Source organism: Lutibacter litoralis, from assembly GCF_014646675.1.
GTDB lineage: Bacteria > Bacteroidota > Bacteroidia > Flavobacteriales > Flavobacteriaceae > Lutibacter > Lutibacter litoralis.
Genome location: NZ_BMNS01000008.1, coordinates 133,335 through 151,619, shown reverse-complemented (window position 1 = coordinate 151,619; position 18,285 = coordinate 133,335). Strand labels below are relative to the sequence as shown.

General features: G+C 30.0%; 13 protein-coding genes and 2 tRNA genes. 12 read left to right on the top strand and 3 right to left on the bottom strand.

What is annotated here, in order from left to right:
* Positions 1-25: 25 nt before the first annotated feature.
* On the top strand, positions 26-1,030 hold the full coding sequence (gap, locus tag IEW75_RS13350; RefSeq protein WP_134249208.1) for a type I glyceraldehyde-3-phosphate dehydrogenase: 1,005 nt from the start codon (positions 26-28) through the stop codon (positions 1,028-1,030).
* 30 nt (positions 1,031-1,060) lie between these two features.
* A complete protein-coding gene (locus tag IEW75_RS13345) occupies positions 1,061-1,921 on the top strand; it encodes a BadF/BadG/BcrA/BcrD ATPase family protein (RefSeq protein WP_134249207.1) in 861 nt (286 codons plus the stop codon).
* Here IEW75_RS13345 and IEW75_RS13340 read toward each other — a convergent pair.
* Entirely contained in the window at positions 1,907-3,163 is a 1,257-nt protein-coding gene (locus IEW75_RS13340; RefSeq protein WP_134249206.1) for a UDP-N-acetylmuramoyl-tripeptide--D-alanyl-D-alanine ligase, read from the bottom strand. The two genes, IEW75_RS13345 and IEW75_RS13340, sit on opposite strands and share 15 nt — an antisense overlap.
* A 181-nt stretch (positions 3,164-3,344) precedes the next feature.
* Positions 3,345-5,054 (bottom strand): gliding motility lipoprotein GldJ, encoded by a 1,710-nt coding sequence (gene gldJ, locus IEW75_RS13335; RefSeq protein ID WP_134249205.1) that lies wholly within the window; start codon positions 5,052-5,054, stop codon positions 3,345-3,347.
* A 163-nt stretch (positions 5,055-5,217) separates the two neighbouring features.
* Between gldJ and porU the strand changes: the two genes are divergently transcribed.
* The 10 genes from porU (at position 5,218) to IEW75_RS13285 (ending at position 16,848) form a co-directional block, all read left to right on the top strand.
* A complete protein-coding gene (porU, locus tag IEW75_RS13330; RefSeq protein ID WP_134249204.1) occupies positions 5,218-9,018 on the top strand; it encodes a type IX secretion system sortase PorU in 3,801 nt (1,266 codons plus the stop codon).
* Between the two features lie 30 nt (positions 9,019-9,048).
* Positions 9,049-10,182, top strand: a complete 1,134-nt coding sequence (gene porV, locus IEW75_RS13325; RefSeq protein WP_134249203.1) for a type IX secretion system outer membrane channel protein PorV — start codon at positions 9,049-9,051, stop codon at positions 10,180-10,182.
* A gap of 23 nt (positions 10,183-10,205) precedes the next feature.
* Complete coding sequence (gene cdd, locus IEW75_RS13320; RefSeq protein WP_134249202.1) at positions 10,206-10,688, top strand: cytidine deaminase; 483 nt, start codon at positions 10,206-10,208, stop codon at positions 10,686-10,688.
* A gap of 8 nt (positions 10,689-10,696) precedes the next feature.
* Positions 10,697-11,083, top strand: coding sequence for a group III truncated hemoglobin (locus tag IEW75_RS13315; RefSeq protein WP_134249201.1), 387 nt, complete (start codon positions 10,697-10,699; stop codon positions 11,081-11,083).
* 34 nt (positions 11,084-11,117) lie between these two features.
* Positions 11,118-12,179: a 3-oxoacyl-ACP synthase III family protein gene (locus tag IEW75_RS13310; protein WP_134249200.1), complete on the top strand. Its 1,062-nt coding sequence runs from the start codon at positions 11,118-11,120 to the stop codon at positions 12,177-12,179.
* A 388-nt stretch (positions 12,180-12,567) separates the two neighbouring features.
* A complete protein-coding gene (locus tag IEW75_RS13305) occupies positions 12,568-13,308 on the top strand; it encodes an MlaE family ABC transporter permease (protein WP_134249199.1) in 741 nt (246 codons plus the stop codon).
* A complete protein-coding gene (locus IEW75_RS13300) occupies positions 13,309-14,076 on the top strand; it encodes an ABC transporter ATP-binding protein (RefSeq protein ID WP_134249198.1) in 768 nt (255 codons plus the stop codon).
* A gap of 62 nt (positions 14,077-14,138) precedes the next feature.
* Positions 14,139-14,211: transfer RNA gene (locus IEW75_RS13295), tRNA-Lys, on the top strand.
* 33 nt (positions 14,212-14,244) lie between these two features.
* Positions 14,245-14,325: transfer RNA gene (locus IEW75_RS13290), tRNA-Tyr, on the top strand.
* 114 nt (positions 14,326-14,439) lie between these two features.
* Complete coding sequence (locus tag IEW75_RS13285; RefSeq protein WP_134249197.1) at positions 14,440-16,848, top strand: TonB-dependent receptor; 2,409 nt, start codon at positions 14,440-14,442, stop codon at positions 16,846-16,848.
* Here the strand turns inward: IEW75_RS13285 and IEW75_RS13280 are convergent.
* Positions 16,845-18,275: a DUF389 domain-containing protein gene (locus IEW75_RS13280; protein WP_134249196.1), complete on the bottom strand. Its 1,431-nt coding sequence runs from the start codon at positions 18,273-18,275 to the stop codon at positions 16,845-16,847. The two genes, IEW75_RS13285 and IEW75_RS13280, sit on opposite strands and share 4 nt — an antisense overlap.
* Positions 18,276-18,285 lie beyond the last annotated feature (10 nt).

The following is an 18,285-nucleotide window of genomic DNA, read 5'->3' as shown; positions in this document are numbered from 1 at the left end:
AGATTAATACATAAAAACAATAAACATGTCAACAATTAAAATTGGAATTAACGGATTTGGTAGAATTGGTAGATTAGCTTTTAGAGTAGCTGCTAGCAGACCAAATGTAGAAGTTGTAGGAATTAACGATTTACTTGCTGTAGATCACTTAGCTTACTTATTGAAATACGATTCAGTTCACGGTCAGTTTGACGGAACTATTGATGTTAAAGATGGTAAATTAGTTGTAAACGGAAAAGAAATTAGAATTACAGCTGAACGTAACCCGGAAGATTTAAAATGGGATGCTGTTGGAGCTGATGTAGTACTTGATTGTACAGGTATTTTTACAAACTTAGAAGGAGCTGGAAAACACATTAAAGCTGGAGCTAAAAAAGTTGCAATTTCTGCACCATCTGCTGATGCACCAATGTTTGTAATGGGTGTAAATAATGAAAAAATTACTGCTGCTGATACTATTGTATCTAACGCTTCTTGTACAACAAACTGTTTAGCGCCAATTGCTAAAGTATTAAATGATAACTTTGGAATTGTTGAAGGTTTAATGACAACCGTACACGCGGCAACAGCAACACAATTTACTGTTGATGGTCCATCTAAAAAAGATTTCAGATTAGGACGTGCTTCATTAAATAATATTGTACCTGCTTCAACTGGAGCTGCAAAAGCTGTTGGAAAAGTAATTCCAGAATTAAATGGAAAATTAACAGGAATGGCATTTAGAGTACCAACTGTTGATGTGTCTGTAGTAGATTTAACATGTCGTTTAGAAAGAGGAGCTTCTTTTGATGAAGTAAAAGCGGCTATAAAACATGCTTCTGAAAACGAATTAAAAGGTGTGTTAGGATATACAGATGAAGGTGTTGTATCTCAAGATTTTGTATCTGAGCCAAGAACATCTGTGTTTGATGCAAATGCAAGTATTGGATTAAATGACAACTTTGTGAAAATTGTTTCTTGGTATGATAATGAATTTGGTTATTCAACAAAATTAGTTGACTTAGCTGAATACATTAATGCTGTTAAATAGTTTATATTCATAGTTTAAATTCAAAAAAGAATGATTCTAATAGCTGATGGAGGCTCAACAAAAGCCGATTGGATTTTGTTAGACGATAAAGGAGAGATTATACTTAAAACAAGAACTGCAGGATTAAATCCTGCAGTTTTTCCAGGGGAATTACTTCAAGCACGTATAGAAGAAAATGAAGATTTTCAATTTCATAAAGAGAAAATAACAAATGTTTATTTTTATGGTGCTGGTTGTGGTACTAAAAAACCAACAGCTTTATTGAAATCAATATTTGAATCATTTTTTATAAATGCGATAGTTGAGGTTAAAGAAGATACGTATGCGGCAACTTATGCCGTAACAACTGAACCTGGAATTGTCTGTATTTTAGGAACTGGATCTAATAGTAGTTATTTCGATGGAAAAGACGTTATAAATGGAGTTCCTTCTTTGGGCTTTATTTTAATGGATGAAGCAAGTGGAAATTATTTTGGAAAAAGGTTAATTCGCGACTATTTTTACAAGAGAATGCCAAAAAGAAGTGCAAAGAAATTTGAAAGTCATTTTGATTTAGATCCTGATGTAATAAAAAGAAATGTCTACAAAGAAACAAACCCAAATACGTATTTAGCGCATTTTGCAGAATTTATTTTTAGAAATGAACGCAATGCCTATTCTAACAAAGTTCTTGAAAAGGGAATTAATGTTTTCTTTAAGACTAGAGTATTAACTTACAAAGAAGTAAAGGATGTTCCTGTACATTTTGTAGGTTCAATTGCATTTTTCTCTAAAGATATTATTGAAAAAGTTGCAAAAAAACACGATGTTAAACTTGGAACTATTTTAAGAAGACCAATTGATGGTTTAATTCAATACCATCGTGAGAAATTAAAATTAGAGCAGGTTTAAAATTCTTTCCAATGCCATTCCGCGAGATCCTTTAATTAGTAAGGTGGCATTTTTTAGATTTAAATTTTCATTTGAAGTTTTAAAATCTTCAAAACAAGTATAAGTTGAAGCATTTTTTACAATTATTGTAGAAAATGCTTTTCCTATTAAAATAAGTTTGTTAAAGTTTAATGAGCTCGCAAAATCGGCAACTTTTTGATGCTCTTTGATGCTATCTTTTCCCAATTCAAACATATCTCCCAAAATAACTATTTTATGTTTATCTTTTAGCTCGCTAAAGTTTTCCAAAGCTGCTTTCATACTGCTTGGATTTGCATTATAAGCGTCTAAAATTAGTTTTAAACTTCCTTTATTTATAATTTGTGATCTATTGTTATCAGGCTCATAATTTTCAATGGCATCTTTAATGTCATTTATAGAAACCTTAAAATAATTTCCAATTGCAATAGCTGCTGCAATATTATTATAATTGTATTTTCCTATTAATTTACTTTGGATAATTACATCTTTAAACTTAATTTTTACAAAAGGGTTTGATGCAAGATATTTAATTTTGTTGTTATTAAAAGTGATTGTCTCAATACCTTGTGATTGTTTCAATTGTATGGGGTCATCTGTATTTATAAAAGCAACTTCTTTTGCAGCTCTTAAAAAATCATATAATTCAGATTTCCCTTTTATAACGCCTTCAACACTTCCAAATCCTTCTAAATGTGCTTTTCCAAAATTTGTAATTAGCCCGAAGTTAGGTCTTGCAATATTACATAAAAAGTCAATTTCTTTTATGTGGTTAGCACCCATTTCAATAATTCCAATTTCAGTAGTTGGTTGTATTGCTAATAATGTTAATGGAACGCCTATATGATTGTTTAAATTTCCTATGGTTGCAGTAGTTCTATATTTTTTAGATAAAATACAATTTATAAGTTCTTTTGTAGTGGTTTTTCCATTGCTTCCTGTAAGTGCGATTATGGGTATGTTCAATTGATTTCTATGGTATTGTGCTAACTTTTGAAGCGTTTCTAAAACATTATTAACAAGTATCGTTTTAGGTTGATTATATGCAACGTCGTCAATTACAGCATATGAGGCACCATTATTTAATGCTTCTTCAACAAATTTATTTCCATTAAAATTATCACCTTTTAGGGCAAAAAAGAGACTTCCTTTTCTTATACGCCTTGTATCTGTATCTACTAAATATTTTTGAATAAATATTTGATATAATTGTTCAATTTTCATACTGGCCATACTTTTTTAGATGTTTTGGTTATCTCCTTCAAATATGTTCTCTAACTCTATTCCTGTTAGGATTGAATTTTTGAATAGGAAATAAATTTTTATAAAAGGTTATTTTAAAAATTTAAATATAAAAAAAACCTCATTGAATTTTCAATGAGGTTTGTATTTTATTTCAACTATTTTAATATCTAATTTTTGTTGTTGTAGGAGTTCTTCTCTTATAGGTCATTGGTCCAATTCTATCAGTAACACATCTGAAACCAATAAAGTTAGTTGCCATATATTCAGGTAAATACCGTCTTTGAGCAGGGTCTAACCAATATTCTCTATCTTTCCAAGAACCTCCTTTATAAACACGTGCCTTATTGCTTATTAAAGTTGTCCTATTTTCTGTATCGTATAGTTGCATTATATAACCACTTTCCCCTATCTCTCTTGGCTTTACGGGAGAATTGTACATACGAGGTTTAACCTCTAATTCGTCTTCATCTTTATCATAAAATTTTGTTGAAGCTAAATCACCGTCTTTTGCATCAATATTATAGGCCTTTTCATAATTATTTCTCATATATGCATCACGCTTTGTAACAGGCACCTTTTTAATACTACCAGGAAGTGTTTTAGGAACAATTTGTCCATTATCCAAAGTGTCATACTCGACAGAAAAGTCATCTGCAATAACAACTTTACCTTCAGAGTCTATCATTTTTTTTGTAAAAATATTTCCTCTATAATAATTAAAATCATTAGCATCATTATCTATTATAGGTCTGTAAACATCTGACACCCATTCGGCTACGTTCCCAGACATGTCATACAGCCCAAACGCATTAGGTTCATAAGACTTTACCTGAATAGTAATATCTGCTCCATCGTTACTCCAACCAGGAACACCACTGTAATCTCCTTTACCTTGTTTAAAGTTTGCTAGTTGGTCTCCCATATAGCGTTTAGATTTATTTCGGGTGTATTTTCCGCTCCAAGCATATTTTTTTCTTCCACGTGTATTGTTGTATTCTCTTCCTTCAACCACTGCTTTTGCAGCATATTCCCATTCTACTTCTGTTGGAAGTCTAAATCTTGCAGATAAAATTCCATCAGAAACTTTTACTTGTCTTCCTGTAAAGTCACCTCTTTTTGGTTTAGCATCACCCTTTTTTCTGGCAATATTATTTGGTAAACCTTTTTTGTAAATTGTAGAATCTCCATCGAACATTGCATACGGATTTTCTATATAAGTGTCAGTGTCAAAATGGTTTTTACCTTTTACTTCAATAGAATCGAGTTCAAATAAAGGTTTTAACACCCCTTTGTCCATAAGAATTTTTTCATTTACTCTATTTGTTCTCCATTTACAGTATTGGTTTGCTTGTACCCAACTCACACCAATTACTGGATAATCTGCATAACCAGGGTGTCTTAAATAGTTTTCGGTCAACAGCTCATTAAAACCTAAAACATCTCTCCAAACTAAAGTATCGGGTACTGCAGATTGATATATATGTTCATAATTAATATCGTTAGGAGGAAAAACTTTTTCCATCCAATCTAAATAAAATAAATATTCTGAATTTGTAACTTCTGTCTCATCCATATAAAATGAGCGAACTTGTTGTTTAACAGGTGTAGTATTCCAGTCAAAAAGCACATCATCTTGAACTTGGCCCATTGTAAAAGTTCCTCCTTCAACTAAAACCATTCCAGGAGGCGCTTTTTGCCCTCTGTAACCTTCTTTAGAATCGTAAAATCCTACGGCACTTTTATCTTTAGAATTCCATCCGGTAAGTCCTACAATTTTTCTGGGATTTCTATTGTGACAACTTACTAGAGATATAATTATAACAAGATAAAATAATACTTTATAAATTTTTTTAATATTATTAAAGTTCATACTAAACTTATTAGGGTTTTAAGTGTTGCAATTTACATTAAATTAATTTTTTTGCAACAAAATATTTAATTATGTTTTTTATAACGATTGTTTTTGTTCTTTATTATATGTAATGTTGTATAATATTTGAATAAAATCCCAAATTTGGAACTTTTTTTATAAAATGAAATACCCTATAATCATATTATTTTTACTTTTTTTTGCAGTTGGAAACGTTGCTTTAGCGCAACAAAATCAAACTAAATTTTTTAAACTTAATTGGATCGATAATGTTGATTTTGAAATACGTAAAGATTGGAAAGTTAACACAAGTTTTGTTGAAAACAATTTTTTAGATGCTGATTTAAACCCAACTTTTACGTCTAGTTGGAAAGTAAATTCGAATTCTGGGTTAAGTGATTATTCGATTAAAAATGTTATTTATCAGCAAGTTGAGGAAGTTAATGCATATACAGTTGATGCTATAAGCAGCGAAGTTTTAATAGATTTAAATATAGTAAAATCCGTAAATACAACACTAGCAGTTTTAAATTTAAAACCCCTGGTTAAAATTAACAATCAAATTAAACGAATTATTTCTTTTGAATTAGATTACACACTTGGAGCTGCAAAATTGAATATTCAAAAAAATGCATCTGTTAAAAATTCGGTTTTAGCTGAAGGGAGTTGGTTTAAATTTGCAATAAATAAAACAGGAGTTTATAAAATAGATAAAGATTTTTTGCAAAAATTAGGTGTAGATGTAAATGCAATTAACCCTAAAAATATTAGTATTTATGGTAACGGAGGAGCGATGCTTCCTTTGAAAAATAGTGATTTTAGGTATAATGGTTTGCAAGAAAATGCCATTCTTGTAAACGGTGAAAACGATGCAAGTTTTGATTCCGAAGATTATATTTTGTTTTTTGCTTCTGGTCCACATTCTTGGGATTATGGTTTAAATCAAAATTTAAATTCAACTAAACATAGATATAATATTTATTCAGACAAGGCATTTTACTTTTTAAAAATTGGCACTTCAGAAGGTAAAAGAATTGCCACAAAACCTGCGATTAATAAGGCTAGTACTACAACAATTTCAAATTTTGATGATTTTATTTTTTATGAAAAAGATGAAGTTAATTTATTCGCAATAGGGCAGCAATGGTTTGGAGATGCTTTTAATATTGAAAACACTCGAACCTATTCAATTCCTTTTGATGAGATTGATGATTCTGAACCTATTGAGGTCAGGGTTAGAGGGGTTGCAGTATCATCATCTATTTCAAAAATGGATATTCAGGTAGATAATCAAAACCTATTCGAAATAAATTTTAAAGCAAGATCAGGTTTAAATCAGGCATTTACCAATGAAAATTCAGGAAATTTAACAGTATCTGGCAATGCAGTTGATATAAATATAAATTTTAATAATAATGGTAACCCAAGTGCAACAGCTTATTTAGATTTTATTGAGGTGCTGGGGAAAAGGAAATTAATTGCGAAGGATAATCAGTTTGTATTTAGAAATTTTAATACTATAAATGCTTCTGGAGTGCAAGAGTTTTCTATAGCAAATGCCGATAGAATTAAATGGGTTTGGGATGTTTCAAATTCGCTTAATCCGCAAATAGTTACAAGCCAATCATCAACTACAAATTTTAATTTCAAAGTAAATGGAGGTGTATTATTGGAGTATGTGGTTATTCCTGAAAATGATTTTTACGTACCTCAATTGTTACAGGAGAGTGCTGTTGAAAATCAAAATTTACATAGTTTAAAAGATATAGATTATTTAATTGTTACTGAAGACTTTTTGATAGGTCAAGCGCAAAGATTAGCAGATTATCATTCGCAAAATTCTGGGTTAATAACAAAAGTAGTGCCTTTAAATCAAATATATAACGAATTTTCATCAGGCTCACCAGATGTAGCAGCTATTAGAGATTTTGTGAAACATTTTTATGATAATGCCACTTCAAACAGAATTAAATATGTTTGTTTATTTGGAGATGCGTCTTATGATTATAAAGATAGAATTGAAGGAAATAATAATATAGTGCCAGTTTTTGAAGCATACAACAGTTTTAATTTAGCTTCATCGTACGTTACAGATGATTTTTATGGAATGATGGACGAAAACGAAGGACTGCTTAATTCTTTTGAAAGACAAGATGTTGCTACTGGAAGAATTCCAGTTTCAGATGTTTTGCAGGCTACACAAGTAGTCGATAAACTGTTGGATTATTATAACAAAGAATCTTTTGGAGATTGGCGTACAAATATCACTTTAATTGCCGATGATATTGATAGAGCAGGAGAAGAGGTTTTACAGTTAGAAATGGAGAAAATTGCAACATCAATTGTTTCAAACAAACCAGTTTTTAATTTAAAGAAATTATATTTAGATGCTTTTATTCAAGAAACATCTTCTTCAGGTAAAACATATCCAACGGTTAATTTAGAAATTGTAAATCAAATAGATAAAGGAACGTTATTGGTTGATTATTTTGGACATGGAGGTGAAGATGGGTGGGCTTCAGAATCTATTTTTCGATTGCCAGAAATACAAAGTTTAAAAAACAAATATAAATTACCACTATTTATTACAGTTACTTGCGATTTTTCCAGATTTGATAATCCATTGAGAAAAACAGCTGGAGAATTTTTATTTTGGAAAGAAAATTATGGTGCAAGTTCGCTAATTTCTACAACTAGAGAAATTTATATAAGTGTAGGGCAAGCTTTGAATGAGCGATTGATAGCACCTCTTTTAAGTTTTAATAACGAAAACTTGTCAATTGCAGAAACGTTAATGACAGTTAAAAATCAGTTTTCTACAACGCAGCGTTTTTTTATTTACAGTTTTGGCGACCCGGCAATGCATTTAAGTGCTCCAAAACCAGCGGTTAAATTATCTAAAATGAATGGAACAGCTATTACTCAATCTTTAGACACTATAAAGGCGTTGTCTTATATTCAATTTGAAGGTGATGTTGTAGATAGTAATAATGAACTATTAAATAATTTTAATGGAGAAATAGATGTAACAGTTTTTGATAAAGTTATAAAAAAGAAGACGTTAGACAATGATAATAAAAACATTGTTATGGAATTTGATGTAATTGATAGCAAAATATTTAAAGGAAGATCTAAAGTTGAAAACGGAAAATTCACATTTGATTTTGTAGCTCCTAAAGATTTAAAAGTTGCTTATGGTAAAGGGAAACTTAGTTTTTATGCTTCAAACAAAATTATAGATAAATCGGGTTATAATATTGATGTAACAGTAGGGGGAATTAATGAAAATGCTCCAGAAGATAATATAGGTCCAAATGTTCAATTATATATGAACGATCTAAATTTTGTTGATGGAGGAAATACGGATAGTGCTCCTGTTTTTATTGCGATCTTAGAAGATGAAAATGGAATTAATACTTCTATCACCGCTGTGGATCACGATATAATTGCAATTTTAGATAATGATCAGGCAAATCCAATAATTTTAAATGATTATTATCAAACCGATTCAGATACTTACAAAAAAGGAAAAGTAAGTTACTCATTTAGGGATCTTTCACCAGGCCTGCACACAATTACTTTAAAAGTATGGGACACCTACAATAACTTAACTGAATCTACGTTTAGTTTTACTGTAGTAGACAATAGTGATTTAGTTTTAAGTAACGTTTTAAATTACCCAAATCCATTTGTAAATTATACAGAGTTTTGGTTCAACCATAACAAACCAAACGAACTTTTAAATGTATATATTCAAATTTTTACAGTTTCTGGTAAATTGGTAAAAACAATTGCTGAAACATTACAAACCGAAGGTAATTTGTGTAGAACATTAGTTTGGAATGGTTTAGATGATTTTGGAGCAAAAATAGGAAAAGGTGTATATATTTATAAATTGAAAGTGAAATCAATTAATTCAAATACTACTGCTCAAAAAATTGAAAAATTAGTAATATTGCAATAACAATTTAATTCAATTATTAAATTAACATTAATGAGAAAAATAATTTTAGTTACCCTAACTGTTATATTCGCACTTTCAAGTAACGCACAAGAAATTCCAAATCCAATTACCACAGCAGCACCTTTTCTTTTGATAGCGCCAGATGCTAGAGCAGGAGGAATGGGGGATATAGGAGTTGCAACATCTCCAGATGCTAATTCACAACATTGGAATGCTTCTAAATATGCGTTTATGAGATCTCAATTTAGTATTGGAATTATTTACACACCTTGGTTAAGAGAACTAACCAATGATGTGTTTTTAGGAGGTTTTACCTTTGCTAACAGAATTGATGAGAGAAGTGCTTGGGCAGCAAGTTTAAAATATTTTAATTTGGGTCAAATAGATTTAACAGATATTAACGGTGCTCCGGAAGGAACTGAAAAATTAAACGAGTTTTCTGTAGACGGTTCCTATTCATTAAAATTAAGTGAAACCTATTCTATGGGGGTTACTTTACGCTATATAAGATCAGATTTAGGTATAGAATCAGCTAACTCGACAATAAATCCTGTAAATTCATTTGCAGTTGATATTTCAGGTTATTTTCAATCTGATGAAAATAATTATGGAGATTTTAATGGAGTTTGGCGTGGAGGTTACAATATTTCAAATATTGGACCTAAAGTTTCATATTCAAATGATGGTCAAGATAATTTTATACCAACAAATTTAAAACTGGGTGGTGGATTCGATTTTATTTTAGACAATTATAATAAAGTAAGTGTAAATTTAGAGTTTAATAAACTATTAGTGCCAACTCCGAGTGTTTCAGAAGATGGAGAGCCACCTTATGTACAGGATGACGTTAGCTTTTTTAATGGTATTTTTAAATCTTTTAACGATGCGCCAAATGGTTTTAGTGAAGAAATGAAAGAATTTACTTGGGCTTTAGGAGCAGAATATATGTATGATAATTCTTTTGCGGTTAGAGCAGGTTATTTTAATGAAAGTGATTTAAAAGGTGCTAGAAAATATTTTACTATTGGGTCTGGATTTAACTTTAAAAGTTCTAAATTAGACATTTCATATTTGTTCAATGCGTCAGATATAAATAATCCGTTAGAAAACACACTTAGATTCTCTTTATCTTTCGATTTTGGAGATATTTTTGAAGTTAGATAAAAAGTTAAAAACTTCTATTTTAAATGAAAAAAGTTGAATTAACAACTAGTATTTCAGTTTACGATTCAGTTCAAGAACTTCCAAAAGATGTATCAGTTTTAATGCAAAAAGCAATTGAAGCTAAAAAAGATGCATACGCGCCTTATTCAAAATTTAAAGTTGGAGCATCATTTTTATTGGAAAATGGTGAAATTGTTACTGGAAACAACCAAGAAAATGCAGCATATCCTTCTGGGATGTGTGCAGAACGAGTAGCTATATGGAAAGTAGCTTCTGATTACCCAACCGTAAAAATTTTAAAACTTGCTATTTCAGCAAGTTCCAGTAGTCATATTTTAAAAGAACCAGTTGCACCTTGTGGAGCTTGTAGGCAAACATTGTCTGAATATGAATTAAAACAAAAAGATAAAATTGAAGTGTATTTTATGGGAGAAGAAGGTAAAATTATAAAAACCGAATCGGTTTTAGATTTGCTTCCAATTGCATTTGATAAATCCTTTCTTTAATTGATCTTATGAAAAACGATATTGAAAACAGAGAAGATATTTATTTGCTTGTAAAAACTTTTTATGTAAAATTATTGAATGACGATTTAATGCGTCATTTTTTTATAGATTTTACAAATCCAGAGCACTTAGAAATACATTTACAAACATTAGTTGATTTTTGGGATAATATATTGTTTTATTCTGGTGGGTATCGTAAAAATGCGATGGCACCACATCTAAAATTACATCAAGAAAAACCTTTTAAAAAAGAACATTTTAAGAGCTGGTTATCAATGTTTAGCGAATCTGTAGATGAGCTTTTTCAAGGAGAAAATGCACACGCAGCAAAGTCAAGGGCACAGTCGATAGCCACCGTAATGGAAATTAAAATTTCCGAACTAAATAACGAATAGATTATTAAATTTGATTCCTAATTTTTTATTAAAAATGAGATCAGTAATAACAGGAACTGGAAGCTATATTCCAAGCATAATTAAAAAGAATTCAGACTTTTTAAATAGTATTTTTTTAAATGAAGACGGTAGTCCTTTTGGGAACGAAAATGTTGAAATTATTGAAAAATTTAAAGCAATTACAGGTATCGAAGAAAGGCGTTATGCAGATGATGATCAAGACTCATCAGACTTAGCGTATTTAGCTTCAAAAAAAGCAATTGAAGATGCTAGAATTGACGCAGAAGAACTGGATTATATAATTTTAGCACATAATTTTGGTGATGTTAAAAGCAATTCAGTACAAAGTGATGTTTTACCTAGTTTAGCATCAAGAGTAAAGTATAAGTTAGGCATTAAAAACCCTAGTTGTGTTGCGTACGATATTCTCTTTGGTTGTCCTGGTTGGATTCAAGGTGTTATCCAAGCAGAAGCTTATATAAAATCAGGAATAGCACAAAAATGTTTGGTAATTGGTACTGAAACTCTTTCTAGAGTAGTTGATCCTTTTGATAGAGATTCTATGATTTTTGCTGATGGTGCTGGGGCCTGCATAATTGAGGCTAAAGAAACTGAAAAACAAGGTATTTTAAGCCATGCCGCTCAAACAGATGCTTTAGAAGAATGTTATTATTTATATTTTGGAGAGTCTTTTAATAAAGAGAAAAATAGAGATGTACGTTATATAAAAATGTTAGGCCGTAAAATTTACGAATATGGCTTAAATCATGTGCCTTTAGCAATGAAAACTGCACTTGATAAAAGCGGTATAGCTATTTCTGAAGTAAAAAAAGTATTTATACATCAGGCAAATGAAAAAATGGATGAAGCCATAATCAAAAGATTTTACCGCTTATATAAAACAAAAGTACCTAAAAATGTCATGCCAATGTGTATTCATAAGTTAGGAAATAGTTCGGTAGCTACAGTTCCTACGTTGTTAGATATGGTTAAAAACGGTGAAATAGAAAATCACGAAATAAATAAAGGTGATGTAATTATTTTTGCTTCTGTTGGAGCAGGTATGAATATAAATGCCGTTGTTTATAAGTATTAACTTATAATAATCATAACATTATAAAAGCTATTATTACCTAAAAGATATTAGAAATATTGTGCTAAAAAATAAAATCTGCTTTGTGTCAAACTTAGCAGATTTTTACTTTTGAAGTAATAACAATTAAAATGTTGGTTTATTTTAAGCAAACACTTCAAGATAAATACTTCCTATGGAGCCATTTCGTGCTGAATCGGAGCTGAATTAAACGTTGCTTTTGCAATAAATTTAATTAAGTATGACTTAAAAAATATTATAGAAGTAATTTTTAATAAAAATAAATTTAAGCTTCCAAAAATTATAATATTTTATTCTTTGTAAATAATTTTATGATGCAAAAAGATTAAAGGTGGTATTATTTTAATATTTTAGCCAAAAAGAAATTTTAATGAATTATTTAGAGCATATTGGAAAGTATTTTATTATGCTAAAACAGGTTTTTAGAAAGCCTCAAAAATGGTCGGTTTTTAGGGAAACTTTGTTTCGTGAAATAGAAGATTTGGGTTTAAAATCTCTTGGAATAATAATGTTTATTTCGTTTTTTGTGGGAGGTGTTGTAGCTATACAAACGGCCTTAAATGTAGATAGCCCATTTATACCAAAGTACCTAATTGGATTCGCTACAAAACGTTCTATGATACTAGAATTTGCACCTACATTTATGAGTGTAATTTTAGCAGGTAAAGTAGGTTCTTATATTTCTTCAAGTATTGGCACTATGCGTGTTACAGAGCAAATAGATGCGTTAGAGGTTATGGGAATTAACTCTTTAAATTATTTAGTTTTACCTAAAATTATAGCAACCTTATTCTTTTACCCAATTTTAATTGTGTTAGCTATGTTTTTAGGAATTTATGGAGGATATGTAGCGGGTATTTTAACGGGAAGATTTTTTAGTGAAGATTATATTTATGGAATTCAACTTGATTTTGATCCCTATTTTGTACGATATGCACTTATTAAAACCTTGGTTTTTGCATTTGTAATTGCTACCATACCAGCTTACCACGGATATTACGTAAAAGGTGGATCTTTAGAAGTTGGTAGAGCAAGTACACAGGCTGTTGTTTGGACAAGCGTTGTAATTATTTTATTGAATTACTTCTTAACTCAAATGCTATTAGGATAAATGATTGAAGTTACAGATTTATATAAGGAATTTAACGGAACTCCGGTTTTAAAAGGTATTTCAACAACTTTTGAAAAAGGAAAAACCAGTATGATCATCGGTCAGAGTGGATCGGGGAAAACAGTTTTTTTAAAGTGTTTGTTAGGATTGCATATTCCAGAACAAGGAGAAATTTGCTTTGATGGAAGAAACCAAACACAGCTAGGTATTAAGGCTCGAAGACAACTACGACAAGAGATAGGGATGGTTTTTCAAGGTGGTGCGTTGTATGATTCTTTAACTGTAGAAGAAAATATAATGTTTCCATTAAAAATGTTTACTAATAACACGAGCGCAGAAATGTTAAAACGTGTAAATTTTGTATTAGAAAGGGTTAATTTGTCGAATGTAAATAATAGATTCCCAGCTGAAATATCTGGAGGAATGCAAAAAAGAGTTGCAATAGCAAGAGCAATTGTTATGAAACCTAAATATTTGTTTTGTGATGAGCCAAATTCAGGATTAGATCCAAACACAGCAACCGTAATTGATAATTTAATTCAAGAAATTACAAAAGAATATCAAATTATTACGGTAATAAATTCACATGACATGAATTCTGTAATGGAAATAGGAGAAAAAATTGTTTTTTTAAAGGATGGTGTAAAAGCTTGGGAAGGAACAAATAAAGAGATTTTTAAAACTGAAAATGAGGCAATTGTAAATTTTGTATACTCTTCAAATTTATTTAAAAAAGTTAGAGAGGTCTATTTAAATGAAACAAAGTAAAAAAGTTATTTGTTTTTTTAAAATATACCCCTATATTTGCAGCCGCTAAAAAGGAAAAAGACGACCTGGTAGCTCAGTTGGTAGAGCACCTCCCTTTTAAGGAGGTGGTCCTGGGTTCGAGCCCCAGCCAGGTCACAAAATATTCTTGAATTAAAGAAGTTTTAATTTGGTGAGATACTCAAGTGGCCAACGAGGGCAGACTGTAAATCTGCTGCGCAAGCTTCGAAGGTTCGAATCCTTCTCTCACCACTAAACCTCGATCTATTAAGATTGAGGTTTTTTTAGGACTAAGTATAAAATGTTTAACTTTATTCGACGTGTATTAAACAAAATAAAGTATATTTGTAAAATAAATTTTTTAATATGAAAAAAATAGGATTGTTACTACTTATTTTAATTAATTTTTCTGCGGTTTTTGCGCAAAATGAAGGAACTATTAAAGGAAAAGTTATAGATGCGCAAACAAGAGAAACACTTCCTTTTGTTAGTGTAATTGTTGAAGGAACTACTACAGGTAAAAGTACAGATGAAAATGGTGAATTTACAATTAGTAATGTGCCTTTGGGTTATATAAAAGTTAGTGTTTCTTTTTTAGGCTATCAAACTATAATTTCTGATGATTATTTAGTAACAAAAGATAAAAAACCTTATATTTTAATTGAATTAGTTCAAACAAAAGAACAATTAGATGAAGTTGTAGTTCAAGGTCAATTGTTTAAAAAATCAGTTGAAAGCCCGTTATCTGTGCAATCATTGGGAATTGCCGAAATTGAAAAAAATCCTGGAGGAAATAGAGATGTTTTAAAAGTGATTCAATCATTGCCAGGAGTTGCTTCAAATCCTAGTTTTAGAAACGATATTATTATTAGAGGTGGAGCACCTTCAGAAAATAGATTTTATCTGGACGGAATTGAGGTTCCTGTAATAAATCATTTTCAAACTCAAGGTTCATCGGGTGGTCCTGTAGGCATAATAAATGCAGATTTAATTAGAAAAGTAGATTTTTTTACGAGTGCTTTTCCTGCAAGTGATGGAAATGCTTTAAGCTCTATAATAGAATTTACTCAAAAGGATGGAAACCCGGAAAAGTTAAACACAAGATTAACTTTAGGAACTTCTGATGCCGGAATTACTTTAGATGGTCCGTTAGGTGATAAAACAACTTTTATAGCTTCTGTGCGTCAATCTTATTTGCAATTTTTATTTAAACTAATAAAACTACCTTTTTTACCAACCTATAACGATTTTCAGTTTAAAGTGAAACATCAATTATCTTCAAACAGCGAAATTTCTATAATTGGATTAGGGGCTATTGATAAATTTAAGTTAAATGAAAGTGTAAATGATGATATTACAGATAAGGAAACTTTAAAAAGAAACAGGTATTCTTTAAGTAATATTCCTATTCAAGAACAATGGAATTATACTATTGGTGCCGTATACAAACATTTTGGTAAAAATACGATGCAACAACTAGTAGTAAGTAGAAACGTTTGGAATAATAATGCAAAAAAATATTTTAATAATACATACAATCCGAACGATTTATTATTAGATTATACTTCAAGAGAAATTGAAAACAAATTACGATTTGAAATTACTTCAACATTAAAAAATAATTATAAACTAAATGTAGGTGTTGGCTTAGAAAATGCTACTTATTCAAATAGTACTTTTCAACAATTGGCTATTCCAAATGGCGTTCAAGAAATAGATTTTTCTTCAAAATTATCCATGTTAAAGTATAATGTATTCGGACAAATTTCTAAAAAATATGTGAATGCTAATTTAGGAGTTTCTTTAGGCTTTAGATTAGATGGGGTTGATTATAATAGTGAAATGAAAAACCCTTTAAATCAATTTTCACCAAGAGTTTCATTGTCTTATGAGTTCAGTGATAGACTTAGTTTAAACGCTACAACAGGAATTTATAAACAAATACCTGCTTATACAATTTTAGGATTTAGAAACAATTTGAATGAATTGGTGAATAAAAATAACGGTTTAAAATTTATTGAAGCGATACATTATGTTTCTGGATTTGAACTGAAACCAAATGCAACTTCAAAAATCACGTTAGAAGGTTTTTATAAATCCTACAAAAATTATCCTTTTTCTGTTAGAGACCAAATTAGTTTGGCAAACTTAGGTTCAGATTTTGGAGTTATAGGAAATGAAGAAGTTACTTCAAACTCTAAAGGAAGAGCGTATGGAGTTGAGTTATTGGCTCAAAAAAAATCTTTTAATGGATTGTATGGAATTTTTTCATATACATTTGTTAAAAGTGAGTTTAAAGATAAATTAGATAATTTTATTCCTTCTTCTTGGGATAATCGCCATTTGTTATCTATAACGGGTGGAAAAAAGCTTAAAAAAAATTGGGAAATAGGCGGTAAATTTAGACTTGTTGGCGGACAACCTTATACACCTTACGACTTTGAAGCGTCTTCAATTATTACAAATTATAATGTTTCTAATAGTGGAATATTGGATTATAATAAACTAAATTCTGAACGTTTTAAAACTTACCACCAATTAGATCTTCGAATCGATAAAACATGGTATTGGGAAAAAATTTCATTTAATTTTTATGTCGATATTCAAAATATATATCGAAGTGAATTTAGCTCACAATCCTATTTAATTCCGATACAAGATACAAATGGAAATAATATTGTAAATCCATCCGATAATTCAAAATATATTCTTGAAGAAATTGAGAATACTTCAGGAAATGTCTTGCCTAGTTTTGGTATTATTTTAGATTTTTAGTTGTTGTTTAATTGAAGCGTATCTAAATTTAAACGTGTTTTTAACCACTTTTTTAATTTCAGCTGTTGATTAGTTATATTTGGAATTGTATCGTTCCAGCGCGCATTAAAAACAGTAATTGTATCTACTGTATTAAAATTTGTATGTATTAATTTCCCATAACTTAAATGCTCTAAACCTATATAATTTATTTGAGCTTCCTTACTAATTTGAATAAAAGGAATTTCGGCGGCTTGATATTTAGATATTTGATCTGTTAATAACTTAATTTTATCTTCTTTTTCTTTTACAGTTTCATCTCTAGATGAAATTATTTTCTGATTTTGAACATATAAATCTGTAAGATTTTTTACTTCACTTCTTATATCAGAATCATCTACACCTTGATGAAATACAAGTTGGGTATCTTTTAAACCATATTCAGGTAGTCTTTCGTTCCATCTTTCAATTTCATCTGTAGAAAGCTTGTTACCGTAAATAAAAATTTTCACTTTTTTATTATGATAATCTATGTTTTCGTCTTTTTCATCAATAATACTAATACCATTTCCTTTAATATCATCAATTAAATTTTGTGCAGCTTGTTTAAATTGATTTTCTTGAAATAAGTTAAAAAACAAATAAATACTCCCCGAAAAAACTAAAAGAGCTACAGTTGAAGCTGTTCTTGCAATTCGTTTTCTCTTTGCAGAATTAATATATCTAAGCATTGGAAATCGTAAAAACTTAACAATTACAAAAGTAGCCAATGCAATAAAAATGGTGTTTATAGTAAACAAAAACATAGCGCCACCAAAATAGCTTAAATTCCAAGTTGCAAGTCCATAACCAGCTGTACATAAAGGAGGCATTAAGGCAGTTGCAATAGCTACACCAGCAATTGTATTGGTTTGTTTACTTTGTCTGCTAAATGCAATAATTAAAGCCAAACCACCTGCAATTGCAATAAAAACATCTCTAACATCTGGGGCAGTTCTAGCTAAGATTTCTGGCGTTTCATTTCTAAATATTGGGATTAAAAAGAATAAAAATGAAGTCGCTAAACTTAATCCCACCATTACTCCTAAATTAATTAGGGAGCGTTTTAACGTATCTATGTCATTAATCCCAATAGATAGACCAACACCTAAAATTGGACCCATTAAAGGAGATATAAGCATCGCACCAATTACAACAGCTGTAGAACTAACATTTAATCCAATAGAAGCAATTAAAATAGAAAAAACCAACACCCAAGCTGTATGCCCTTTCATTGAAATGTTTTCTTTTATATCTTCAATTGTACCTTTTTTATCGGTATCTTTTCTAATATCGAGTAATTCTATAAAGAATTTTTTAAAACTTAAAAGAATACTTGTAATATCACTTTGAGGTGGTATTTGTGAATTAGAAGTGCTATCTTGTTGATTGGTGTTTTCAGCTTCCATAATTAAATAG